Source organism: Amycolatopsis sp. NPDC004368, assembly GCF_053602515.1.
Map to the genome: position 1 here is coordinate 14,343 of NZ_JBSGDT010000005.1, position 23,375 is coordinate 37,717.

23 protein-coding genes and 1 pseudogene are annotated in these 23,375 nt (G+C 70.8%); 16 read left to right on the plus strand and 8 right to left on the minus strand.

The features are described 5' to 3' along the window. Position 1: 1 nt before the first annotated feature. The 5 genes from ACWEOE_RS09980 to ACWEOE_RS10000 are packed head-to-tail and all read left to right on the plus strand — an operon-like array spanning position 2 to position 5,665. On the plus strand, positions 2-1,303 hold the full coding sequence (locus tag ACWEOE_RS09980; RefSeq protein ID WP_452006559.1) for an enolase C-terminal domain-like protein: 1,302 nt from the start codon (positions 2-4) through the stop codon (positions 1,301-1,303). Next, positions 1,300-2,058 carry an SDR family NAD(P)-dependent oxidoreductase gene (locus ACWEOE_RS09985; RefSeq protein WP_452006562.1) on the plus strand — a complete coding sequence of 253 codons (759 nt, stop codon included), beginning with the start codon at positions 1,300-1,302 and terminating at the stop codon, positions 2,056-2,058. The genes ACWEOE_RS09980 and ACWEOE_RS09985 overlap by 4 nt, the downstream gene beginning before the upstream one ends. Positions 2,059-2,089: 31 nt before the next feature. Continuing rightward, positions 2,090-3,136 carry a sugar ABC transporter substrate-binding protein gene (locus ACWEOE_RS09990; RefSeq protein ID WP_452006565.1) on the plus strand — a complete coding sequence of 349 codons (1,047 nt, stop codon included), beginning with the start codon at positions 2,090-2,092 and terminating at the stop codon, positions 3,134-3,136. After that, the gene (locus tag ACWEOE_RS09995; RefSeq protein ID WP_452006568.1) at positions 3,133-4,656 is read left to right on the plus strand and encodes a sugar ABC transporter ATP-binding protein; all 1,524 of its coding nucleotides are present in this window, start codon (positions 3,133-3,135) and stop codon (positions 4,654-4,656) included. The genes ACWEOE_RS09990 and ACWEOE_RS09995 overlap by 4 nt, the downstream gene beginning before the upstream one ends. Then, entirely contained in the window at positions 4,649-5,665 is a 1,017-nt protein-coding gene (locus ACWEOE_RS10000) for an ABC transporter permease (RefSeq protein ID WP_452006571.1), read from the plus strand. Before ACWEOE_RS09995 ends, ACWEOE_RS10000 begins: the two co-directional genes overlap by 8 nt. A 191-nt stretch (positions 5,666-5,856) precedes the next feature. Here the strand turns inward: ACWEOE_RS10000 and ACWEOE_RS10005 are convergent, their stop codons facing one another. Beyond that, positions 5,857-6,579, minus strand: coding sequence for a FadR/GntR family transcriptional regulator (locus ACWEOE_RS10005; protein WP_452006574.1), 723 nt, complete (start codon positions 6,577-6,579; stop codon positions 5,857-5,859). 80 nt (positions 6,580-6,659) lie between these two features. Here ACWEOE_RS10005 and ACWEOE_RS10010 point away from each other — a divergent pair, with 80 nt between their 5' ends. The 3 genes from ACWEOE_RS10010 to ACWEOE_RS10020 are packed head-to-tail and all read left to right on the plus strand — an operon-like array spanning position 6,660 to position 8,826. Continuing rightward, the gene (locus tag ACWEOE_RS10010) at positions 6,660-7,019 is read left to right on the plus strand and encodes an L-rhamnose mutarotase (RefSeq protein WP_452006577.1); all 360 of its coding nucleotides are present in this window, start codon (positions 6,660-6,662) and stop codon (positions 7,017-7,019) included. Further along, complete coding sequence (locus ACWEOE_RS10015; RefSeq protein ID WP_452006580.1) at positions 7,016-7,996, plus strand: aldo/keto reductase; 981 nt, start codon at positions 7,016-7,018, stop codon at positions 7,994-7,996. The genes ACWEOE_RS10010 and ACWEOE_RS10015 overlap by 4 nt, the downstream gene beginning before the upstream one ends. Beyond that, positions 7,993-8,826 (plus strand): amidohydrolase family protein, encoded by an 834-nt coding sequence (locus ACWEOE_RS10020; RefSeq protein WP_452006583.1) that lies wholly within the window; start codon positions 7,993-7,995, stop codon positions 8,824-8,826. Before ACWEOE_RS10015 ends, ACWEOE_RS10020 begins: the two co-directional genes overlap by 4 nt. Here ACWEOE_RS10020 and shbA read toward each other — a convergent pair. From shbA to ACWEOE_RS10040, 4 genes and pseudogenes are all read right to left on the minus strand, one after another. Beyond that, entirely contained in the window at positions 8,823-9,494 is a 672-nt protein-coding gene (gene shbA, locus ACWEOE_RS10025; RefSeq protein ID WP_452006585.1) for an RNA polymerase sigma factor ShbA, read from the minus strand. The genes ACWEOE_RS10020 and shbA overlap by 4 nt on opposite strands. 253 nt (positions 9,495-9,747) lie before the next feature. Continuing rightward, positions 9,748-10,053 carry a DUF202 domain-containing protein gene (locus ACWEOE_RS10030; protein ID WP_452006588.1) on the minus strand — a complete coding sequence of 102 codons (306 nt, stop codon included), beginning with the start codon at positions 10,051-10,053 and terminating at the stop codon, positions 9,748-9,750. After that, a pseudogene (locus tag ACWEOE_RS10035) lies at positions 10,050-10,385 on the minus strand (YidH family protein); the annotation flags it as partial. The gene ACWEOE_RS10030 and the pseudogene ACWEOE_RS10035, both read right to left, overlap by 4 nt. Before the next feature lie 118 nt (positions 10,386-10,503). After that, on the minus strand, positions 10,504-11,001 hold the full coding sequence (locus ACWEOE_RS10040) for a GtrA family protein (RefSeq protein ID WP_452006591.1): 498 nt from the start codon (positions 10,999-11,001) through the stop codon (positions 10,504-10,506). 281 nt (positions 11,002-11,282) lie between these two features. On the opposite strand from ACWEOE_RS10040, the gene ACWEOE_RS10045 reads away from it, so the two are divergent. Continuing rightward, positions 11,283-11,579 carry a HesB/IscA family protein gene (locus ACWEOE_RS10045; protein WP_452006594.1) on the plus strand — a complete coding sequence of 99 codons (297 nt, stop codon included), beginning with the start codon at positions 11,283-11,285 and terminating at the stop codon, positions 11,577-11,579. A 126-nt stretch (positions 11,580-11,705) separates the two neighbouring features. Here ACWEOE_RS10045 and ACWEOE_RS10050 read toward each other — a convergent pair whose 3' ends face one another. The 3 genes from ACWEOE_RS10050 to ACWEOE_RS10060 are packed head-to-tail and all read right to left on the minus strand — an operon-like array spanning position 11,706 to position 15,883. Continuing rightward, complete coding sequence (locus ACWEOE_RS10050) at positions 11,706-12,830, minus strand: glycerate kinase (protein WP_452006597.1); 1,125 nt, start codon at positions 12,828-12,830, stop codon at positions 11,706-11,708. Then, entirely contained in the window at positions 12,827-13,780 is a 954-nt protein-coding gene (locus ACWEOE_RS10055) for a 2-hydroxyacid dehydrogenase (RefSeq protein WP_452006600.1), read from the minus strand. The genes ACWEOE_RS10050 and ACWEOE_RS10055 overlap by 4 nt, the downstream gene beginning before the upstream one ends. Before the next feature lie 30 nt (positions 13,781-13,810). Further along, entirely contained in the window at positions 13,811-15,883 is a 2,073-nt protein-coding gene (locus tag ACWEOE_RS10060; RefSeq protein ID WP_452006603.1) for an alpha-galactosidase, read from the minus strand. A 76-nt stretch (positions 15,884-15,959) separates the two neighbouring features. Between ACWEOE_RS10060 and ACWEOE_RS10065 the strand changes: the two genes are divergently transcribed. The 7 genes from ACWEOE_RS10065 to ACWEOE_RS10095 all read left to right on the plus strand — a co-directional run bounded on the left by ACWEOE_RS10065 (position 15,960) and on the right by ACWEOE_RS10095 (position 23,310). Beyond that, positions 15,960-17,159 (plus strand): ROK family protein, encoded by a 1,200-nt coding sequence (locus tag ACWEOE_RS10065; protein WP_452006606.1) that lies wholly within the window; start codon positions 15,960-15,962, stop codon positions 17,157-17,159. 11 nt (positions 17,160-17,170) lie between these two features. Beyond that, positions 17,171-18,457: an ABC transporter substrate-binding protein gene (locus ACWEOE_RS10070; RefSeq protein ID WP_452006608.1), complete on the plus strand. Its 1,287-nt coding sequence runs from the start codon at positions 17,171-17,173 to the stop codon at positions 18,455-18,457. A gap of 1 nt (position 18,458) precedes the next feature. Further along, positions 18,459-19,427 carry a carbohydrate ABC transporter permease gene (locus tag ACWEOE_RS10075; RefSeq protein ID WP_452006611.1) on the plus strand — a complete coding sequence of 323 codons (969 nt, stop codon included), beginning with the start codon at positions 18,459-18,461 and terminating at the stop codon, positions 19,425-19,427. Position 19,428: 1 nt separating this feature from the next. Beyond that, entirely contained in the window at positions 19,429-20,301 is an 873-nt protein-coding gene (locus ACWEOE_RS10080; protein ID WP_452006614.1) for a carbohydrate ABC transporter permease, read from the plus strand. Between the two features lie 269 nt (positions 20,302-20,570). Beyond that, positions 20,571-21,380 carry a CoA transferase subunit A gene (locus ACWEOE_RS10085; RefSeq protein WP_452006617.1) on the plus strand — a complete coding sequence of 270 codons (810 nt, stop codon included), beginning with the start codon at positions 20,571-20,573 and terminating at the stop codon, positions 21,378-21,380. Then, positions 21,377-22,132, plus strand: a complete 756-nt coding sequence (locus ACWEOE_RS10090; RefSeq protein WP_452006619.1) for a CoA-transferase subunit beta — start codon at positions 21,377-21,379, stop codon at positions 22,130-22,132. The genes ACWEOE_RS10085 and ACWEOE_RS10090 overlap by 4 nt, the downstream gene beginning before the upstream one ends. Next, the gene (locus ACWEOE_RS10095) at positions 22,129-23,310 is read left to right on the plus strand and encodes a thiolase family protein (protein WP_452006621.1); all 1,182 of its coding nucleotides are present in this window, start codon (positions 22,129-22,131) and stop codon (positions 23,308-23,310) included. Before ACWEOE_RS10090 ends, ACWEOE_RS10095 begins: the two co-directional genes overlap by 4 nt. The last annotated feature ends 65 nt before the right edge of the window (positions 23,311-23,375 follow it).

Here is a 23,375-nt window from a genome sequence, read left to right on the forward strand (position 1 = left end):
CATGGCGAAGATCATCGGCATGGAGGTGCTCGACGTCCGGTTCCCCACCTCGCGGGAGCTCGACGGCTCGGACGCCATGAACCCCGACCCCGACTACTCGGCCGCCTACGTGGAGCTGCACACCGACGGCGGGCCCGACGGCTACGGCCTGGCCTTCACCATCGGCCGCGGCAACGACGTGCAGGCCGCGGCGATCCGCGCGCTCGCGCCGCACGTCCTCGGCCGCGACGTGCCGGAGGACGCCCAGGCGCTCGGGCAGCTGTCGCGCGACCTGATCGGCGACTCGCAGTTCCGCTGGCTGGGCCCCGAAAAGGGCGTGGCGCACATGGCGATCGGCGCGGTCGTGAACGCCGCGTGGGACCTCGCCGCGCGCCGCGCCGACCTGCCGCTGTGGAAGTTCGTCTCGCGCATGACACCGGAAGAGCTGGTGTCGCTCGTGGACTTCCGCTACCTGTCCGACGCGTTGACCGAGCAGGAGGCGCTCGCCATCCTGCGCGCCGCCGAGCCCGGCCGCGAGGAGCGCATCGCGAAGGTCGAGGCCGAGGGCTTCCGCGCGTACAGCACGTCGCCGGGCTGGCTCGGCTACTCCGACGCGAAGCTGGTGCGCCTGGCCGAACAGGCCGTGGCCGACGGCTTCGAGATGATCAAGCTGAAGGTCGGCGGCAACCTGGAAGACGACGTGCGCCGCATGAAGCTGGCGCGCGAGACGGTGGGCGCGGACATCCGCGTGGCCGTGGACGCCAACCAGCGCTGGGACGTGGCCACGGCCGTGTCGTGGATGACCGAGCTCGCGCCCTTCGACCCGTACTGGATCGAGGAACCGACCTCTCCCGACGACGTGCTCGGCCACGCGGCCATCGCGAAGGCCCTGGCGCCGATCAAGGTCGCCACCGGCGAGCACGTGCAGAACCGCGTGGTGTTCAAGCAGCTGCTGCAGGCCGGCGCGATCGACGTGCTGCAGCTCGACGCCGCGCGCGTGGGCGGGGTGAACGAGAACCTCGCGATCCTGTTGCTGGCCGCGAAGTTCGGCGTGCCGGTGTGCCCGCACGCCGGCGGTGTCGGCCTGTGCGAGCTGGTGCGGCACCTGTCGATGTTCGACTTCGTGGCCGTGGCCGGTGACGACACCGACCGCACCATCGAGTGGGTCGACCACCTGCACGAGCACTTCACCGACCCGGCCGTCGTGCGCGACGGCCGGTACCTGGCCCCGGCCGCCCCCGGGTTCTCGGCGCGGATGCACGACGCGACCCTGCGCCGCTTCCGCTTCCCGGACGGTCCAGAGTGGACGGAGGACGCCCAGTGAGCGAGTTCGACGGTTTGGTCGCCGTGGTCACCGGCGGCGCTTCGGGGATCGGCTTGGCCACGGCCACGCTGCTCGCCGAACGCGGCGCGCGGGTGGCGGTGCTCGACCTCAAGACCGACGACGTGCCCGAACCGCTGGCCGGGTTCCGGTGCGACGTCACGGCCGACGCGGAGGTCCGGACCGCGATCAACGCCGTCGTCGAGCGCTTCGGGCGGATCGACGTGCTGGTGAACAACGCCGGCATCGGCGCGGCCGGCGACGTCACCGGCAACAGCGACGACGAGTGGCACCGCGTGTACGACGTGAACGTGGTCGGCATGGTCCGCGTCACGCGCGCCGCGCTGCCGCACCTGAAGGCCTCGCCCTCGGCGGCCGTGGTCAACACCTGCTCGATCGCCGCGTGGGCCGGCCTGCCGCAGCGGGCGCTCTACTCGGCGACGAAGGGCGCGGTGCTGTCGCTCACGCTCGCGATGGCCACCGACCACCTGCCCGACCGGATCCGCGTGAACTGCGTGTGCCCCGGCACCGCCGACACACCGTGGGTCGGGCGCCTGCTCGACGCGGCGGCCGACCCGGCCGCCGAACGCGCGGCCCTGGCCGCCCGCCAGCCGATGGGCCGGCTCGTGACCGCCGGCGAGGTCGCGAGCGCCATCACCTACCTCGCCAGCCCGCTGTCCGCGTCGACCACCGGCACGGCCCTCGCGGTCGACGGCGGCATGCACGGCCTGCGTCCGCGGGGACCTGTGCAGAACTAGTGCCCGTTTGCATGTCATCAAGGAGGATGCGGTGCGTACGAAGGTGATCCGGCTGGCCGCCGCGGCGGCCGCCTGCGGTTTGGTCCTGACCGCGTGCGGGTCCACGAAGGACAAACCGGCCGCCGCGGGTGGCGCCGGTGGCGACACCGGCGGCAAGGTCGGGGCCACGCTACCGCTGCTGACCTCGCCGTTCTGGCAGGCCTACAACAACTACGTGCCGCAGATGGCCAAGGAGACCGGCCTCGACGCGTTGCCGACGGTGAACGCCGACAACGACGCGGCAAAGCTCATCACCGACATCGGCACGCTGCTCAACCAGGGCGTCAAGGGCCTGGTCGTGACGCCGATCGACTCCGCCGCGATCGTGGCCGGGCTCAAGCAGGCCGAGAACAAGAACGTGCCGGTGGTGGCGGTCGACGTCGCGCCCGAGAGCGGCAAGGTCGCCATGGTCGTGCGCGCGGACAACAAGGCGTACGGCACCAAGGCGTGCGACGAGATCGGCAAGCGCGTGAAGAGCGGCAAGGTCGTGCAGGTGATGGGTGACCTCGCCTCGGTCAACGGCCGCGACCGCTCGGCGGCGTTCCGCGACTGCATGAAGTCGAAGTACCCGGACATCAAGGTGCTGGAGATCGCGGCGGAGTGGAAGGCCGACAAGGCTTCCTCGGGCCTCGACAGCCTGCTCACCGCGAACCCCGACATCAAGGGCGTCTACATGCAGGCCGGTGGCGTGTACCTCGCGCCGACCGAGCAGGCGCTCAAGCGCAAGAACCTGTTCTTCCCGGTCGGCGACCCGCGCCACGTGGTGCTGGTGAGCAACGACGGGATCCCGCAGGAGCTTGCCGCGATCCGCGCGGGCGAGCTCGACGCCACCGTGTCGCAGCCGGCCGACGCCTACGCCAAGTACGGCATGTACTGGCTCAAGAAGGCGATGGCGGGGGAGACGTTCAAGCCCGGCCCGACCGACCACGACTCGACCATCGTCGAGATCAGCCCCGGCATCCTCGAGGACCAGCTGCCGGCGCCGGTCGTGACGAAGGACAACGTGGACGACAAGGCGTTGTGGGGTAACAACCTGTGAGCGCGCCCGCCCCCGAGACGGCCGCGCCGGTGGTGAGTGCCGACGGCGTCGGCAAACGCTACGGGCCCACCGTGGCCCTGCACGACGTGAGCCTCACCGTGCACGCCGGCGAGTCGCACGCACTGGTCGGCCGCAACGGGGCGGGCAAGTCCACGCTCGTGTCGATCCTCACCGGACTGTCCCTTCCGGACACCGGCAGCGTGGAGTTCGGTGGCGTGCCCGCGCCGCCGCTGTCCAAACAGGACGACTGGAAGGCCCACGTGGCGTGCGTGTACCAGCACGCCATGGTGGTGCCCCAGCTGACGGTGGCCGAGAACCTGTTCCTCAACCGGCAGGCCGGCGACGGCTTCGCCATCGGCTGGCGCAAGCTGCGCCGCCAGGCTCGCGAGCTGCTCGACTCGTGGGACGTCCGCGTGGACGTGGACACACCCGCGGGTGAGCTGTCGGTGGAGGACCGCCAGTTCGTGGAGATCGCCCGCGCGCTGAGCTACGGCGCGCGGTTCATCGTGCTCGACGAGCCGACGGCCCAGCTCGACAGCCAGGCCATCGAGCGGCTCTTCGAGCGCATGCGCCAGATGCAGCGCAGCGGCGTCACGTTCCTGTTCATCTCCCACCACCTGCACGAGGTGTACGAGGTGTGCCAGGCCGTGACGGTGCTGCGCGACGCCAAGCACGTGCTCACGGCACCGGTGGCCGAGGTCAGCCGGCCGCAGCTGGTCGACGCCATGACCGGCGAGCAGGGCGGGCTGTCCGTGCGCGACGCGGCCACCCGCGACCCGCTGGCCGTCGACGCCGAAGAGGTCCTCACGGTCGAGGCGCTCTCGGGCGAAGGGTTCCACGACGTGTCGCTGCGGGTGCACCGCGGCGAGGTGGTGGGGCTGGCCGGCAGCAACGCGAGCGGCAAGCACCAGGTGGCCGAGACCGTGTACGGGCTGCGCTCGCCCTCGGCGGGAACCGTTGCGGTGGACGGGAAACCGCTGCCGCCCGGGGACATCCCGGCCGCGGTGCACGCCGGAATCGGCTGTGTACCCCGGGATCGGCACCACGAGGGGCTGGTGCTCGAGCACTCGATCATGGACAACGCCACGCTGTCCGTGCTCGACCGCATGGGCCCGGGCGGGTTCGCCCCGCCGAAGGCGCGCCACGACCGCGGGGCCCGCGCGCTGAAGTCGTACGACATCGTGGCGGCCGGGCCGGAACAGCCCGTGTCCGACCTGTCCGGTGGCAACCAGCAGAAGGTCGTCCTGGCCCGCGCGCTGGAGAGCGACCCGCGGGTGGTCGTGCTGATCAACCCCACCGCGGGTGTGGACGTGAAGTCGAAGGAGGCCTTGCTTGCGGTCGTCGACCGGGTGCGAGCCGTTGGCAAAGCGGTGCTGATCGTCAGCGACGAGCTCGACGACCTGCGCCTGGCCGACCGGGTGCTGGTGCTGCGCGCCGGCGCCGTCGTCGCCGAACACCAGGCCGGCTGGTCCGACGGAGACCTCGTGGCCGACATCGAAGGAGTCGGGCTCCATGACTGAGCTGATGAGCGATCCGCAGACGGCGCTGCCCGCGGTGCCCCCGAAACGGCGCAAGTCGCTGTGGCTGCGCGAGCTGGCGCTGCTGCCGGCGCTCGTGGTCGTGTTCGTGATCGGCGGGTTGATCAGCGACTCGTTCTTCACGTTCGACAACGTGATCAGCATCCTCTCGGCCGCCGCCGCGCTGTCGCTGGTGGTGCTGGGCGAATCGCTGGTGCTGCTGACCGGCAAGTTCGACCTGTCGCTGGAATCGACCATGGGCATCGCGCCCGCGATCGGCGCCATGTTGGTGATCCCGGCGACCTCGTCGGGCTTCGGCACGGGCTGGCCGGCCGCGCTGGGCCTGCTCGCCATCCCCGTGGTGGGCGCGCTGATCGGGTTCGTGAACGGCTTCCTGATCGTGAAGCTCAAGCTCAACGCGTTCATCGTCACGCTGGCGATGCTCACCGTGCTGCGCGGCACGCAGATCGGCTCCACCAACGGCAAGACGCTGTTCGACCAGCTCGACGCGTTCACGGCGCTGGCGACCACGACGTTCGCCGGCCTGCCGATGTCGGTGTGGCTCGCGGCGCTGCTGTTCCTGGTCTTCGGCCTCAGCCTGCGCTACCACCGCGTCGGCCGCTCGCTCTACGCGATCGGCGGCAACCGGGAAGCGGCGCGCGCGGCCGGTATCCGCGTCGACCGGATCTCGTGGGCCGTGTTCATCGTGGCCGGCGTGCTGGCCGCGATCGGCGGCCTGGCCTACACCGGGTACGTCGGCGCGCTCGGCGCCGACCAGGGCGACGGCCTGATCCTGCAGGTCTTCGCGGCGGCGGTGATCGGCGGCGTCTCGCTCGACGGCGGCAAGGGCACGCTGGTCGGCGCGCTCACCGGTGTGCTGCTCCTGCAGTCGGTGGACAGCCTGCTGCGCATCGCGCAGGTGCCGGCGGAATGGCTGAAGGCGATCTACGGCGGCATCATCCTCATCGCCCTGATCATCAGCCGCTACGCCGGCGGAAAGCCGCAGACCTGATCGGCGCGCGGGCCGTGATCATCCGACCTTCCGACCGTTCCGTTGCCCATCCGGCCAAAAGCAGGCCGACCCCCACGCGGCACGTAACCGTTGCTACCAAGTCATTCGGCCGTGACTGTGGTCGGATGGGCAACCATCGGCACGGCAAGTACTCCTCGGGCACTTCCGAGGAGTACTTCACCGGTTGTCGCTCAGGACGCGGCGGCCGTCGGTTCGGCGTCGGGGCTCTCGTCCTCGGTCTGCGTGAGCGTGCTGCGCAGCCACTGCTCGACCCCGGCGACGTGCACCGTCGCCCACGACCGGGCCAGCTCCGGCTCCCGGGCGGCGATGGCCTCGTAGATGGCCGTGTGCTGCTCACGCGTGCGGGCGACCGCGCCCTCCTGCGTGAGGCCGCGCCAGATCCGCGCCCGCGCTGTCGGCCCCGAAAGGCTGTCGAGCAGCGAGCACAGCACGGGGTTGCCCGAGCCGTCGGCGATCTTGCGGTGGAACTGCAGGTCGTTGGCCACCAGCGCCTCGACCGTGGGCGCGTCGGCCAGCTCGTCGAGCAGGGCGCCGAGCTCGGTGATGTCGTCCTCGCTCATGTGCAGCGCGGCCAGCGCGGTGGCGGCGGGCTCGAGGATCCGGCGCACGGCCAGGAAGTCGAGCACGGTGTCGTCGCGGTGGAAGTCGACCACGAACGTCATGGCGTCGAGCAGCAGGTTGGGTTCGAGGCTGGTCACGTACGTGCCGTCGCCCTGGCGCACGTCGAGCACCCGGATCAGGCACAACGCCTTCACGGCCTCACGCAGCGAACTGCGCGAAAGCCCCAGCCGCTGGGCGAGCTCGGCCTCTTTGGGCAGCCGGTCACCCGGCGCGAGCTCCCCCGAGATGATCATGTCCTTGATCTTGTCGATCGCGACATCGGTGACGGGCATCGAGACCGCCCTCCCTCAAGAGACCTCGGATGTTTCGGTGTTCTGAAGACAGAGTGCCACGTAATGCGTCAGGAGGGACCATGACCCACGGCTCGACCCCTGGCTCTGCCCCTGAAAGAGTTGCTCTTCGCACCCGGCTCAAGCCCGGGCAGGAGGCGACGTACGAGTCCGTGCACGCCGTGATCCCGCCCGAGCTCGACGCGGCCCTGCGCCGCGCCGGCGTGCGCACGTGGCGGATCTGGCGCAGCGGGCTCGACCTGTTCCACTTCGTGGAGGTCGACGACTTCGACGCCATGAAGGCCGCGCTCGCCGGCGATCCCGCCGACATCGAGTGGCAGATCCGCATCAACCGGCTGCTCGACACCTCCGACAGCCGATCCGACACCAACGCGGCCCTCGGCCTCGTCTGGGAACTTCCGGAACGTCCGGTGAAGGAGTGAACGTGAAGCTCTCCCCGCTGGGGCTCGGTGGCGCGCAGCTGGGCAACCTCTACCACGCGATCGACGACGACACCGCCAACGCCACCGTGCAGCGTGCGTGGGAAGAAGGCATCCGCTACTTCGACACCGCTCCGCACTACGGCCTCGGGCTCTCCGAACGCCGGCTGGGCGCGGCGCTGGCCGCGCACCCGCGCGAGGAGTACGTGCTCTCCACCAAGGTCGGCCGCGTGCTCGAACCGCACGCCGCCGCGCCGGGCGAGCGCGACGACCAGGGCTTCGACGTGCCCGCCACCCACCGGCGCCGCTGGGACTTCAGCCGGGACGGTGTGCTGCGCTCGCTCGAAGAGAGCCTGACCCGGCTCGGTCTCGACCGCGTGGACATCGTTTACGTGCACGATCCGGACGACCACTTCGAAGAGGCGGTCGCCGGCGCGTTCCCCGCGTTGCTCGAACTGCGGGACCAGGGCGTGGTCGGCGCGATCGGGGCGGGGATGAACCAGACGCCGATGCTCACGGACTTCGTGCGCCATTTCGACCTCGACCACGTGCTCATGGCCGGGCGCTACACGCTGCTCAACCAGCCGGCGCTCGACGACCTGCTGCCGCTGTGCCTCGAACGTGGCGTCGGCGTGGTCGCGGGCGGGGTGTTCAACGCGGGCATCCTCGCCACCGCCGCGCCGGGCACGGTCTACGACTACGCGGCGGCGCCGGCCGAGCTCGTGGAGAAAGCGCGGCGGATCGCGGAAATCTGCGCGCGCCACGGCGTCGAGCTGCCCGAGGCGGCGCTCGCCCTGCCGGCCAGGCACCCGGCCGTGGTGTCGGTGGTCGTCGGTGCGCACGACGCCGGGCAGGTGGCCGTGAACGCGCGGCGCGCGGCGAAGGTCGTGCCCGCCGTACTGTGGACCGACCTCGTCGACGCCGGGCTGCTGCGCCCGGACGCCGTCGGCCGGCCCGCGAACTCTGGAGGATCGTTGTGATCGACGCCCACCACCACCTGTGGGACCCGGCGCGCCGCGACTACCCGTGGCTCGCCGGCGCGGCGATGGACCCGATCCGGCGGCCGTACACAGTGGACGATCTGCGCGCGGTGACGCACGCGGCCGGCGTGCACGCCACCGTGCTGGTGCAAACGCTGCCCGATCAGGGCGAGACCGAGGAGTTCCTGACCACGGCGGCGGCCGAGCCGGTGATCGCCGGCGTGGTGGGCTGGGTGGACCTGACCGCGCCCGACGTCGCCGACCGGCTCGCGCGGCTGAAGGAGCTGGGCCCGCTCGTGGGCATCCGCCACCAGGTCGAGGACGAGGCGGATCCGGAGTGGCTGCTGCGCCCGGACGTGTTGCGCGGCCTGGCAGCCGTCGGGGCGGCGGGGCTGGTGTACGACCTGCTGGTGGCGCCCGCTCAGGTGGCGGCGGCGCGGAAGGTGGCCGAGCAGCTGCCGGAGTTGCGGCTGGTGCTGGACCACGCGGCGAAGCCGTCCATCGCGGCGGGGGAGTGGCAGCCGTGGGCCGATGGGATCGCTTCGCTCGGCGCGCGCGACAACGTGGTGTGCAAGCTCTCCGGGCTCGTCACGGAGGCCGACTGGCAGCAGTGGCAGATCGGGCACCTGCGGCGCTACGCCGACCACGTCTTCACGTCGTTCGGGGCCGACCGCGTGCTCTTCGGCACCGACTGGCCGGTGTGCGAGCTGGCCGCGGCCTACGAGGTCGTGCTCGACGCGGCGATGTCGCTGACCGGTCCGCTCACGGACCCGGAACGGCTCGACGTCTTCGAGTACACGGCGAAGCGCGTGTACGGACTGGAACTCTAGAATTCCTCGCCCTGCACCATGTCGCGCAGCTTGGTCAGGGCGCGGTGCTGGGTCACGCGGACGTTGCCGGCGGAGATGCCGAGCGTCTCGGCGGTCTCGTTGGCGCTCAGGCCGACGATGATGCGCAGCGTGAGGATCTCCTGCTGCAGCGGCGCGAGGCGGGTGAGCATCTCCTGCAGGCGGGAACCGAGGTCGAGCCGCAGCGCATACGACTCGGGCTCGTTGCCGTTGCCCGCCAGCGGCCGCTCCGGCAGCTCGGGCACCGGCTCGGACCGGTCCCGCGCGACGGCGCGGTAGGCGTCGGCGACCTTGTTGGCCGCGATGGCGTGCACGAGGTAGAGGAACGATCCGCCGCGGTCCTGGTAGTCGGGCAAGGCTTTGAGCACGGCCATGCTCACGTCCTGCGCGACGTCGTCGGCGGAGAGGTAGGACAGGTCGCGCCCGCCCATGCGCGCCCGGCAGTAGCGGGCGACGACGGGCCGCAGCACGTGCAGCAGTTCGGTGATCGCGCGCTGGTCCCCCCGGCCCGCGGCGACCACGAGCGGGTCGAGGTCTTCCTTGGTCAGCCGGCCCGAGGCCCTGGGCAACGTCTCGGGCGTGACATAGCCTGGGACGTCGCCTTCGTCGGCGGCTGCTTCCATACGGGATGTCTTCGACGGTGCTGTCATGGTCGTCTCCCCGGCGACCCTGCGACCGTCGCTGGTCTTGGGGTCAACACTCTGTGATGTTGCGGTCGCAGCTACTCCGGACGATCGAGTGCTTGCTGCTTCCGTTGCGACGCTCCGTAACCCTATGCGGGTCGCGGGCTGACAGTCCAGATTTCAACTACGAATACCCCGTTAGCAGCAGTGGTCTTGATAAAATCGAGACCAGTCAACGCACAGTACGATTCGCTGCTCGCAGGATGTGCGGACTGTCCACTCAGTACGTCACCAGGAGTGACACCGCCGTAGCGCAACAGAGGGTGGCCACCACCGCGGGTAGAACGGGTTTCAGTGCCGCCGGTTCCGGGTCGGTTCGCAGTGATCGCTCCCGGTGTCGGCCGACCGTTCCGAGGGCCAGCGCGGTGAGTGCCGCGAGCACCGCCGGGATGATGTCCCAGGCGCCTTCGTGGCGCAGCGAAGCAACCAGCAGCACCACCGTGCACGCGGCGGCGGACAGCGCGGTGCGGCGCCACGCGAGGCCGGTGCGTTCGGGTTGGGCACCGTTCGCGAAGGGCCGGCTCACGACATGATCACGAGCACGCCGGCGGCCGCCATCAGCACGAACACGCCCCCGGTCAGGATGAGGATCATCGAGCTGCGCGGCAGCGGCTGCCCGGCGCGCATGGCGATCTGCACGCGCCGCCAGCGCGGGTAGGCACCGCCCGCGAGGATCGCCGCGAGCACCACACACAGCCCGGCGAGCAGCGTGCTCAACGCGACGGGGTTCGGCACGAGCTGGTGGACCGCGACCCCGCCGGCGATCAAGCCCAGAGAGGTGCGCAGCCAGGCGAGGAAAGTCCGCTCGTTGGCGAGGGTGAAGCGGTAGTCCGGTTCGGTACCGCCACTGTGTGGTCCAACGCCGTGTGGTCCAACGCCGTGTGGTCCAACGCCGTGTGGTCCAACGCTGTGTGGTCCAACGCCGTGTGGTCCACCGCCGCTCGGCTCGGTGTTCTCTTCGGGCACGAGCCGGACGTTAGTCGTGCTCGGGCGTCGGTGTCGCCGGTGCCGCGGGCTTGGCGTGGGCGAAGACCCACCACCGCAGCACGGCGAAGCGCACGACCCCGCCGACGAAGCTCGCGGCCAGCAAGCTCGCGGTCTCGTCCCACGCCGTCGGGTGACTGACCACGGCGTCGAGGGTGGCCAGGACGATCGAGCCGTACCCGGCGTAGAAGACGAAGGTGAGCAGGTCCTGCAGGTGGCGCTGACCGGCCTTGCTCGCGCGCCCGGAGAACGTGACGCGGCGGTGGAACTCGGTGTTGCCGACCGTCGTGAGCGCGATGGCCACCAGGTTCCCCCACTGTGAGCCGAGCTCGGGGCGCAACGCCAGGAACAGCAACGCCTGCAGGCCCGTGGTGACGGCACCGGCGACGAGGTACCAGGCGGCGTGTCCGCCGAGCTCGTGGTCCTCGTGGTGACGCTGCGGGTCCCGGTGGAAAAGCGGCGGCCGGGGCGTCCACCTGGTGGTGGTCATGATCCTGACGCTACCTCTGCTTCACAAACTTGTGAACCTGATGAACCCGATGAAGACTTGTGATCCCGCTGACAGGGGTTTCAGCCTCGGGGGCGTCCCGGCTATTCCGAGTTTTTCAGTGATCACGCGCACGCGCCTGGGCAGATCGGCCGGTTTTCAAACGTGGTTGTGAGCGGTCCCACGGCTTCGGAAGCTCCGCGTCGCTCACGCTGCGCTGCCCCACGGCCGCCCCTAGCGTGAGAACCCATCGCATCCGACCGCGACGAAGGGAAGGCCGAACGATGCTGACCGTGACCGAAGCCGCTGCCGAGGCGATCTCCGCGCTGACGGCTGAACAGGGCGCCGAGGAGAGCGGGCTGCGCTTCGCTCTCCAGAGCGTGCAGGAGGGTGAAGGAGCTCAGCTCGCACTCTCCGTCGCCCCCTCACCCGAGGACGGCGACCGCGTCGTGGGCACCGACGCCGGCGCGAAGGTTTTCCTCGAACCCCAGGCCGCTGCGCTCCTGGACGACAAGGTCCTCGACGTCCAGCAGGACGAAACGGGCGACGTGGCCTTTGCCGTGCTTCCCCAGCAAAGCTGAGTCCGCACGGCAAAGGCTGTGTTTTTGGCGTCGGCTTCGCCGCCGCGTGCGAGATCGCCTTCGAGTCGATCTCGCCCTGTGGTTGCGTCGAGGGGCTGGCCTCGTAGGTGTGTGGTCGGTCGGTGGTCAGCGCGCTGCCCAGGTGCGGACCAGGTCACCTGCCCGGGCGCGAAGGAGCTCGGCCGCGTGGGTGCGCGCGTGGTCGAGGGACGGGGCGTGGTCGATGAGCGCGCTGCTGCCCACCACGCCCAGGCCGGCGAGGTCGGCGGCGTCGAGTTGGATGCGGCCGGCCAGGACCATCAGCGGTACGCCCGCGCGGCCCGCCCTGGCGGCGATGCCGGCGGGCGCCTTGCCGGACAGGCTCTGGGAGTCGAGGGAGCCCTCGCCCGTGATCACGAGGTCGGCGCCGGCCAGCGCGGTGTCGACGCCGGTGAGGCCGGCGATGAGGTCGAAGCCCGAGGCGACCTTCGCGCCGAGGCCCGCGATGGCGCCGCCCGCCACCCCGCCGCCGGCGCCCGCGCCGGGGAGCGAGGAGACGTCGGGGGCGCCGGCGTTGACCAGAACCTGGGCCCAGCGCCCGAGCGCCGCGTCGAGGTGCGTGACTTCTTCCCGGCGCGCGCCCTTCTGCGGGCCGAAGACCGCCGCCGCGCCGGACGGGCCGACGAGCGGGTTCGTCACGTCCGTCGCGACCGTGACCTCGACCGAGCCGAGACGTTCGCGGGCCGGGCCCAGTTCCACCTTCGCGACGCGCGAGAGGGTTCCGCCGCCGAGGCCGATGGGGGCGTCGAAGGCGTCGAACACCCCGGCGCCGAGGGCGGCGAGCATGCCGGCGCCGCCGTCGGTGCTGGCGGTGCCGCCGACCGTGAGCACGAGCCGGGAGGCGCCGCGGGACAGCGCGTCGGCGAGCAGTTCGCCGACCCCCCACGTGTGCGCAGCCAGCGCGGTTTCCGGCGTCGGATCCACGAACTCGATGCCGCACGCTCGCGCCGACTCGATGTAGGCCGTGCCGTCGAGCACCACGTACCGCGCGTCGACGTGGTCCTCCAGTGGGCCGCGGACCGAGAGCCGCACGAGCGAGCCGCCCGCGTTCTCCAGCACCTCGAGCGTGCCTTCACCACCGTCGGCCACGGGGCAGGCGGCGATGTCGGCGTCGGGCAGCGCGTCGCGCACTCCGAGGGCGATGGCCTCCGCCGCGGCGACCGCGGTGAGGCTGCCCTTGAACTTGTCCGGGGCGATGACGACACGGGTCACGGCGCTACCTCCGTCAAAGGGGCGTCCCCGGTGAGCACCGAGGTCACGTTTCGGGCGGCCAGCACGGCCATCGCGGTGCGGGTCTCCAGCGTCGCCGACCCCAGGTGCGGCGTGACCACCACGTCGTCGCGCTTGAGCAGCCGCGGCTCGACCTCGGGTTCGCGCTCGAACACGTCCAGCGCGGCCCCCGCGATCTCCCCGGCTTCCAGGGCGTCGGCCAGCGCGGGCTCGTCGACGACCGGCCCGCGCGTGGTGTTGATCAGGTACGCGGTGGGTTTCATGGCGCGCAGCGCGGCCGCGTCGATCAGGTGGCGCGTGTCCGGCGTGAGCGGGCAGTGCAGCGACACGAAGTCCGACTGCCGCAGCAGCTCGTCGAAGGAGACGAAACCGTCGAAGCCCGGTTTCGCCGACCGTCCCGAGTAGACGATCCGCAGCCCGAACGCCGCCGCGCGCGTGGCCATCGCCCGGCCGATCTGCCCGAGCCCGACGATGCCGAGCGTCTTGCCCTGCAGCCCCGCGCCGAGCAGGAACCCCAGGTGGAACGACCACGGCTCGCGCGCCCGCAGCAGCCGTTCGCCCTCACCGAGCCGGCGCGTGACGGCCAGCAGCAGCCCGAACGCCAGGTCCGCCGTCGCGTCGGTGAGCACGCCGGGGGTGTTGGTCACCGTGATCCCGCGCGCCGCCAGGGCCGGCACGTCGACGTTGTCGTAGCCCACGGCCACGTTCGCCACCACCGCCAGCTGCGGCCCCGCGGCCTCGGCCACCGACCCGTCCATCCGGTCGTGCAGCATCGACACCACGGCCGACGCCCCGGCCACGAACGACCGCAGCTCCTCGGGTGTCAGCGGCCGGTCGAGGTCCGACACCTTCACCTCGCCCGCTTCGGCGAGCACTTGCACCGCGTCGTCGGGAATCCAGCGGGTCACGGCGATGATCGGGCGAGCGGGCATGACCGGCAGCCTAGTGGGCGGAAGGCCCCGCTAGCGAGGTTCGCGCCGCAGCCGCACGAGGCGGCTCGCGGGCCCGGTGCCGGCGAACTCCAGCGGCAGGCCGTGGGTCATCAGCACCGCCCCGTGGTGCACGCAGCCGGTTTCCGCATCGCGGTATCGCGCCGCCGGGTCGAGGTCCCGCAGCAGCGGCGTGACGACCGGCTGGCCGTGGTCGTGCGGGCGCTGCACGAACAGCACCACGACGTCGTCGCCGAGCACGAACTGCACCGCGGTGAGCGGGGAGACGGCGGGGTCCGCCAGGCGGTACGCCGTGCCGTGCTGGACCACGGGCCGGATCTCCTTGTACAGAGCCACGAGCTCGGCCGTGCGCGTGAGCTCATCGGGAGTCCACTTCGTGAGATCACCGCCGAGGCCGAGCACACCGGCCATCGCGACGTGGAAGCGGAACTCGAGCGGCGCCGTGCGCCCGGTCAGCGGGTTGGGACTGTCGGTGACCCACGCGGCCATCGCGCCCGCGGGCAGCAGCTGCGAGAAGCCGTGCTGGATCTTCACGCGATCCGCGGCGTCGGTGTTGTCCGAGGCCCAGATCTCGTCGGTGCGCGCGAGGACCCCCAGGTCCGTGCGTCCGCCGCCGCCCGCGCACGCCTGGATCCGCAGCGCCGGATGATCGGCGCGCAGCCGGTCGAGCACGCCGTAGACCGCGCGAACGTGGTCCACCCACACCCGCCCGGGCCCGGCTTCGGTGAACGCGCGGTTCATGTCCCACTTGAGGTAGTCGATGCCGTGCTCGGTCACGAGCCCGTGCAGCCACTTGTGTGCCCAGTCGGCGACTTCGGGCCGGCCGAAGTCGAGCACGAGCTGGTTGCGCAGCGTCGTCCGCCGGCGGTTCGGCATGTGCACCACCCACTCGGGGTGCGCGCGGTGCAGGTCGCTGTCCGGGTTCACCATCTCCGGCTCGACCCACAGCCCGAACCGCATGCCGAGCCGGTGCACCTCGGCCACGAGCGGGCCCAGGCCGCCGGGGAACCGTTCGCGGTTCACGGTCCAGTCGCCGAGACCGGCGGTGTCGCCGGTGCGCGCGCCGAACCAGCCGTCGTCGACCACGAACAGCTCCGCGCCCGCCTTCGCGGCGATCGCGGCGAGCTCCCGCTGGCCGGCTTCGTCGACGGCCCAGCCAGTGGCCTCCCACGAGTTGTAGACCACCGGGCGCAGCTCCTCGGGGTGCGGCTGCACGAACTCGCGTACGTAGGTGTGCCACTTCCGGCTCGCCCCGCCGAACCCGGCGGCCGTGTAGAGCCCGGCGAACACCGGCGTCTCCCAGGTCTCACCGGGGTCCAGCACCCACTGCACGCCTTCGTGGCCGAAGCCGCCGGTCCACGTCACGCGCCCGGTGTGCGACCGTTCGACGGTGATCCGCCAGCTGCCGCTCCAGGCCAGCGCCGTGCTCCAGACCTCGCCGCGGGTTTCGGTCGCGGTGCCGTCGTCGAGCATCACCCACGGCTGGGCCTGGTGGCTCGACACCCCTCGCCGGCTCGTGAACGTCGTCTCGCCGACGGGCACGTCTTCCCGCAGCAGGCCGGCTTCCGCGCTCCACGCACCGGTGGTGTGGGAGACGCGGTAACCGTCGCGACGGGGGAGGGTCCAGGCCGCGGAGTCCGTGCGCAGCAAGGAGATCGGTTCGGTCCCGGTGTTGCGCAGGACCACGCGCCGTTCGACGACCTCACCACGGAGGTCGTAGTGCAGTTCCGCTACGAGGCCGTAGTGCCGATCCTTCAGCCGCACCACCAGATCGTCGCCGATTTCGTGTCCGGCGTGGGTCCACTCCACGGCTTGGGTGCCGTCCGCGAACCGCACCGAAAGCCCGGCCACACCGAAGAACGCGCCGCCCTCGGTGGCGAGCTCGGCCCGGTCGTCACCCGGTTCGTCGAAGCTCGAGTCCACGGGGTTGCGCCGGCTCGCGATCTGCGTCGCCTGCTCCAACGTGAGCGGCGGACCCCAGTGCACGTGCCGCGCCAGGTCGGCTTCGTCGAGCCGAAAGGCGTAGGCCGAGCTCTCCGTGCGCAGCAGCCACAGCCGGTGATCGACGTCGAATTCCACGGACATGCCCCAGAGCGTAGGGATGACTAGCGGAAAAATAAATTCTTGACGAAGTTAATTTATCCGTCGTACGGTTCCGCGCATGCCTCGCAGTGCACCGGCAAGGGCGCCGATCACGAGTCCCGCCGCGGCCACCGTGTTCACCACGGTGCTGACCCAGGGGCCGGTCAGCCGTGTGGACGTCGCTCGCCGCACGGGGTTGTCGTCCGCGGCCGTCACGAAGGCCGCGCGCCCGTTCATCGAAGCCGGTTACCTCGAAGAGCTGGCCTCGGGCGAGCGCACCGCGCCCGGTGCCGGCCGCCCCGCGAACCCGCTCGCCATCCGGCCCGATCGCGAGTACTTCATCGGCGTCAAGATCACCGGCGACGACCTCATCGGCGTGGTCACCGACCTGCAGGCCCAGATCCGCGTGGCCAAGCACCACCCGCTGACCAGCCACGACGTGGACCACGTGGTGCGCGCGCTCGTCGACCTCGTCGCCGAGCTGCTGGCCGGCTCGGCGCCCGACGGCGCCACCAATTTCCGCGACCGCGCCTACTGCCTGGGCGTCGCGATCTCCGGTGACGTCGACCGGGACTCGGGGCTCGTGCGCTACTCGCCGTTCCTCGGCTGGCACGACGTGCCGCTGGCCGAACTGCTGGAGGAGAGCACGGGGCTCGCGACCACGCTCGAGAACGACGTCAAGGCGCTCACCGTGGCCGAGCAGTGGTTCGGCGAAGGTGTCGGCGCCACCTCGTTCGCACTGGTCACCGTGGGCACGGGCATAGGGAGCGCGCTCGTGCTCGACGGCCGGCTCGTGGGCGGAGCGCACGGCGTGGCCGGCGAGATCGGGCACGTCCCGGTCGCCGGGATGGGCACCGACGGTCCGGCCTGCCACTGCGGTGGCACGGGCTGCGTGGAGGCGATCGCGTCGACCGAGGCGATCGTCGCGAGCGCGCGCCGCGTCACGGGGGAGCCGCAGCTGTCGCTCGACGAAGCCGTGGCGCGGGCGCGAGCGGGGGACGAGCCGCTGCGGGCCGTCTTCGCGACCGCGGGCCACGCGATCGGCCTCGGGCTCGGTGCGCTGGTCAACCTCTTCGGCCCGGAACGGGTCGTCGTCTCGGGTGAGGGCGTGGCGACCTACGACCTGTTCGAGGAGCAGATCCGCCGCACGTTCGCGGAGCAGGCCTTCGGCAGCGCCGCCCGGTGCGGCCTGGTGATCCGGCCGCTGCCGTTCGAGGAATGGGCACGGGGCGCCGCCGCTGTCGCCGTTCAGAGTCTTTTCGTGTCCGACCGCTTGTGAGGAGAAGTCACATGGCCCTGTCCCCATCGTTGTCCCGCAGGAGCTTCCTCGTCGGCTCCGTGCTGTTCGCCGGGGGAGCCGCCCTGGCGGGCTGCACCTCCGATCCGCTGAACAAGAACTCCGGTGCCGCGGGCGGGGCCAAGGTCACGCTCAACCAGTGGTACCACGCGTACGGCGAATCGGGCACGCAGCAGGCGGTGCAGCGCTACGCGCAGGAGTTCACCAAGGCCAACCCGGACATCGCGATCAAGGTCAGCTGGATCGCCGGCGACTACGAGACCAAGCTCAACTCCGCGCTGCTCACCGCCGACGCGCCGGACCTCTTCGAGATCGGCGATTTCCGGTACCAGAACGTGAAGAACGGCCTGCTGGCCCCGCTCGACGACATCGTCGACCCGGTCAAGGGCGACTTCTCCCAGGCCGCGCTGGACACCGCGACCGTCGAGGGCAAGATCTACGGCGTCAAGACGATCGACGACGTGATGATGCTGTACTACCGCAAGAGCGTGCTGGCCGCGGCGGGCGTGAAGCCGCCGACCACGTTCGCCGAGCTGCTCGACGCGACCCGCAAGCTGACCACGGGCAAGCAGAAGGGCCTCTACGTCGGCACCGACGGCGTCGGCGAGGCCGCCACCCTGCTGCTGTGGTCCTCGGGCGCCGATTTCTTCGACGCGAGCGGCAAGAAGGTCGCGTTCGCCACGCCCGAGGCCGTGGCCGCGATCGCGGGCCTCAAGCAACTGCACGACACCGGCGGCCTGTTGCAGGGCTACCCCACCGACTGGTCCGACCCCGGCGCGTTCTCCGACAGCGCCGCCGCGCTGCAGTGGGGTGGCCTGTGGTCACTGCCGGACATCAAGAAGGCCCTCGGCGACGACTTCGGCGTGGTGCCGTGGCCGAAGTTCGGCGACGCGGGCCGCCAGGTCGCGCGCGTCGGCGGCTGGTACCAGCTGGCCAACGCGAAGAGCAAGAACCTCGACGCCGCGAAGAAGTTCATCAACTGGCTGTGGATCCAGCAGGCCGACCTGCAGAAGGACTGGAGCGTCAAGTACGGCTTCCACATCCCGGCGCGCAAGGAGGTCGCGGCGCAGACCACCGAGTTCTCCACCGGCGCGGCCAAGGACGCCGTCACGATCTCGCAGCACAACGGCCTGTCGTACTCGGGGCTGTGGAACAAGGCCTCGGCGACGCTGTTCCTGCAGGCCGCCACGAAGATCGCCAATGGCCAGGCCGACCCCGCCGCCGAACTCGGCGACGCGGCGACGAAGGCCCAGGCCGAAGTCGACAAGCAGCTCGCCTGACATGGCCGTGTCGTCCCCGGCGGCCGTGGCGCCGTCGACCCGTCCGGCGGCGCCCGCGAAACGGCGCCGGCGCAAGACGGACTGGCGCGCGATCGGCGCGTTCACGCTGCTCACCGCGCCGGTGGTGATCGGGCTGGGCGTGTTCAAGTACGTCGCGATCGGGTGGAGCTTCCTGCTCTCCTTCAACGACGCGCGCGGCACGATCTCGCTGGGCAAGTGGATCGGGCTCGACAACTACACGTTCCTGCTGAGCGACTCCGCGTTCCGCGACTCGCTGCTGATCATCGCGCTGTTCACGGTGGTCATCGTGCCGGTCACGTTCGCCGCGTCGCTCGGGCTGGCCGTGCTGGTCAACAGCATCCGCCGTGGCAAGGCGTTCTTCCGCACGGTGTTCCTGATCCCGGGCGCGGTTTCCTATGTGGTCGCGGCGCTCGTGTGGAAGATGGCGCTGTTCAACGGCCTGCCTTCAGGCGTGGCGAACGTGATCGGCGGCCTCTTCGGCGCCGACCCGGTGCCGTGGCTGTCGCAGACGAGCCCGCCGGTGTACTGGGTCGCGGTGGTCACGCTGCGGCTGTGGTTGCAGGTCGGGCTGTACATGATCCTGTTCCTCGCGGGCTTGCAGGCGATCTCGCCTTCGCTGTACGAAGCGGGGGAGCTCGACGGCACGTCGAAGTGGCAGGCCTTCCGCTACATCACGTTGCCGCAGCTGCGGAACACGTCGGTGGCGGTGCTGCTGCTGATTCTCATCGCCGCGTTCCAGGCGTTCGACGAGTTCTACAACCTCTTCGGCACGGGGTTGTCCGGCACGGCGACCGCGCCCGTGAAGCCACCGCTCGTGTACCTCTACGACTCCGCGCTGGGCGACCAGAACTACGGCGTCGGTTCCGCGGGTGCGTTCCTGCTCACGGTGATCATCGTGGCGATCACGTTGCTGCAGGGGAAGTTCGTGGGCTTCGGGAAGAAGGACTGACATGGCCCTGCTGACCGCCGAGGCGGCTCCTGCCCGCGTGCGCGACCGTTCGGGTGGCTGGGGCCGCTGGCCCAAGTACTTGCTGGCCACCGTGCTCGTGCTGATCTTCCTGCTGCCCTTCTACATCATGGTGCGCAACGCGCTGATGACCCGGGCGCAGGTCACCTCGCCCGACTGGTCGTGGCTGCCGGATCCGCTGTCGTGGGTGAACTTCGGCGACCTGTTCGGCGACCCGTCGGTGCCGATGGCCCACGCGCTGCTCAACTCGTTCGTCATCGCGATCATCACGGCGCCGGTGGGCACGGTGTTCGGCTCGATGGCGGGCTACGCCCTGGCCCGCATCGACGTGCCCGGACGGCGTGCGGTGTTCACGTATGTGCTGGTGACGCTGATGATCCCGCAGTCGGTCACGTTCGTGCCGACGTTCGTGGTCGTCGGCGCCATGGGCGGGGTGAACACGGAGTGGGGCATCATCGCGCCGAACCTGTTCAGCGCGTTCACCGTGATCCTGTTCCGCAACTTCTACCTGCGTTTCCCGGCCGAGATCGAGGAGGCGGGCCGGCTCGACGGGCTCGGGTACCTCGGTGTGTACCGCCGGCTGGTGCTGCCCAACTCGGGTTCGATGATCGCCTCGCTGGGGGCGCTGATGTTCATCGAGAGCTGGAACTCCTTCCTGTGGCCCCTGGTCATCGGGCAGGACCCGTCGTCGTGGACGGCCCAGATCGCTCTGTCGACCTTCCTCACCGCGCAGACGATCAACCTGCCCGCCCTGTTCGCCGGCGCGCTGGTGACCATCGCTCCGCTGGTGGCGATGTTCCTGGTGGCGCAACGGTTCATCGTCCGCGGCATCGCGGCGAGCGGGATGAAGGAGTAATCCCTCCTTCGGCTGAATCTCGCGCGAGGCCCTGCCCCGGATGTGTTGGGGGCAGGGCCTTTCGCTGTCCCGGCCCGGTCCCGGCCCGGTCCCGGCCCGTTTCCGGCTCTCGCCTCGGGAGGGGCTCTCGTGCTATGTTCATATGAAGAACTTGTGTGCGCAATACGAACAATGGAGCGCACACCGCAGCGAACACTGCAGCGAACACTTCAGCGAACAACGCGGCGAACAATCGTCGTGGACGCACAACCAGGACGGAAGGGCTCGCGATGGCTAGGGTGCTGTCGCTCGGCGAGGCGGTCGCCGAGCTGGTGCACGACGGGGACACCGTCGCGCTCGAGGGGTTCACGCACCTCATCCCGGTCGAGGCCGGGCACGAGATCATCCGGCAGGGGCGCAAGAACCTCACGCTGGTCCGGATGACCCCCGACGTGGTCTACGACCAGCTGATCGGCGCGGGCTGCGCGAGCAAGCTGATCTTCTCGTGGGGCGGCAACCCCGGTGTCGGCTCGCTGCACCGGTTCCGCGACGCCGTGCAGCACAGCTGGCCGGTGCCGCTGGAGATCGAGGAGCACAGCCACGCGGGCATGGCCAACCGCTACGTCGCCGGGGCCTCGGGCCTGCCGTTCGCGGTGCTGCGCGGTTACACGGGCACCGACCTGCCGGCGCAGACCGACACGATCAAGCCCATCACCTGCCCGTTCACGGGCGAGCAGCTCACGGCGGTGCCGGCGCTGAACCCCGATGTCACGATCGTGCACGCGCAGCGCGCCGACCGCGCGGGCAACGTGCAGATCTGGGGCATCGCCGGCGTGCAGAAGGAGGCGGTGCTGGCGGCGAAGCGGTCGCTGGTCACCGTGGAGGAGGTCGTCGACGAGCTGGAGCCGCGGCCGGGTGCGCTGGTACTGCCCACGTGGGCGGTCACGGCCGTCGCCGAGGTGCCGGGTGGCGCGAAGCCGTCGTACGCGGCGGGTTACTACGAGCGGGACAACGCGGCGTACCAGGCCTGGGACCTGATCGGGCGCGACCGCGACGAGTTCACCAAGTGGCTGAACGAGCTGACCGGGGTGAAGGCATGAGCGAGTACACCGCCGACGAGATGATGACGGTCGCCGCGGCGCGCGCGCTCGGCGCGGGCACGTCCTGCTTCGTCGGCATCGGCCTGCCGAGCACCGCGGCCAACCTGGCCCGGCGCACGCACGCGCCGGACCTCACGCTGATCTACGAATCGGGCTGCCTGGGCGCGAAGCCGACCCGGCTGCCGCTGTCGATCGGCGACGGAGAGCTGGCCGACACGGCCGACGCCGTGGTGAGCGTGCCCGAGGTGTTCAACTACTGGCTGCAGCCCGGGCGCATCGACGTCGGGTTCCTCGGCGCGGCCCAACTCGACAAATTCGGCAACATCAACACCACCGTGATCGGGTCCGACTACCACGACCCGAAGGTGCGCCTTCCCGGTGCGGGTGGCGCCCCCGAGATCGCCGCCTCCTGCAACGAGGTGTTCATCGTGCTGCGGCAGAGCCCGCGCGCGTTCGTGGACAAGGTCGACTTCATCACCTCGTTCGGCCACGGCACGGGCAAGGGCGACCGCGAGAAGCTCGGCCTGCGGGGCGCGGGCCCCACGCTGGTCATCACCGACCTCGGCGTGATGCGGCCCGACCCGGACACGGCCGAGCTCACGCTCACCGAGCTGCACCCCGGCATCGACGCCGAGCAGGTCGTCGCGGCCACCGGGTGGAAACTGAAGGTGGCGGCGGACCTCGGGACCACCCCGGCGCCCACCGACGAGGAACTGACCCTGCTGCGATCCCTGAAGAAGGCCGGCGAATGAGCGACGTATTCCTGTTCGACGCGATCCGCACCCCGTTCGGTCGCCACGGCGGCGCGCTGGCGAAGGTGCGTCCCGACGACCTGGCGGCCACCGTGCTGAAGTCGCTGGCCGAACGCAACGACCTCGATCCGGCCACTGTCGACGAGGTGCTGCTCGGCGACGCCAACGGCGCCGGCGAGGACAACCGCAATGTGGCGCGCATGGCGACGCTGCTCGCGGGCTGGCCGGTGACCGTGCCGGGCGGCACGATCAACCGGCTGTGCGGCTCGGGCCTCGACGCCGTGATGCAGGCCAGCCGCACGATCCAGGTGGGCGACGCGTCGCTGATCGCCGCCGGCGGCGTCGAGTCGATGAGCCGCTCGCCGCTGGTGATGGCCAAGCCCGACAAGGCGTTCCCGTTCACCAACCAAACGCTGTACAACTCGGCGCTGGGCTGGCGCATGGTCAACCCGGCGATGCCGCAGGAGTACGTGATCTCCAACGGCGACTCGACCGAGTACCTCGCCGAGCGTTACGGCATCACACGCGAGGAGCAGGACGAGTTCGCGGTGCGCAGCCACGTCAGCGCCGCCCGCGCGTGGGACGAAGGCTTTTACGACAACCACGTGGTGCCGGTCGAGGGGGTTGAGCTCACCCGCGACGAGGGCATCCGGCCCGACTCCACGATGGAGAAGCTGGCCAAGCTGAAGCCGGCGTTCAAGCGCGACGGCGGCACGGTCACCGCGGGCAACTCGTCGCCGATCAACGACGGCGCGTCGGCGCTGCTGCTGGGCGACGAGGCCGCCGGCAAGCGGCTGGGCAAGGCGCCGCTGGCGCGGATCGCCGGCCGGGGCGCGGCGGGCGTCGAGCCGAACGTCTTCGGCATCGGCCCGGTGCGCGCGGCCGAGATCGCGCTCGAGCGCGCCGGTATCGGCTGGGGCGATGTGGCGGCCGTGGAGCTCAACGAGGCGTTCGCGGCGCAGTCGCTGGCGTGCCTCAAGGAGTGGAAGGAGCTCGACCCCGAGCTCATGAACACCCACGGCGGGGCCATCGCGATCGGGCACCCGCTCGGCGCCTCCGGCGGCCGGATCCTCGGCACACTCGCCTACCGGCTGCAGCAGACGGGTGCGCGCTACGGCGTGGCCGCGATCTGCATCGGCGTGGGCCAGGGGCTCGCCGTCGTCCTCGAACGTCAGTGACCGGGCCCGCCTGATCACCTGCCGCTCGTCCGCCGCCGAACACCGCTGATCCGAAACGACTGGAT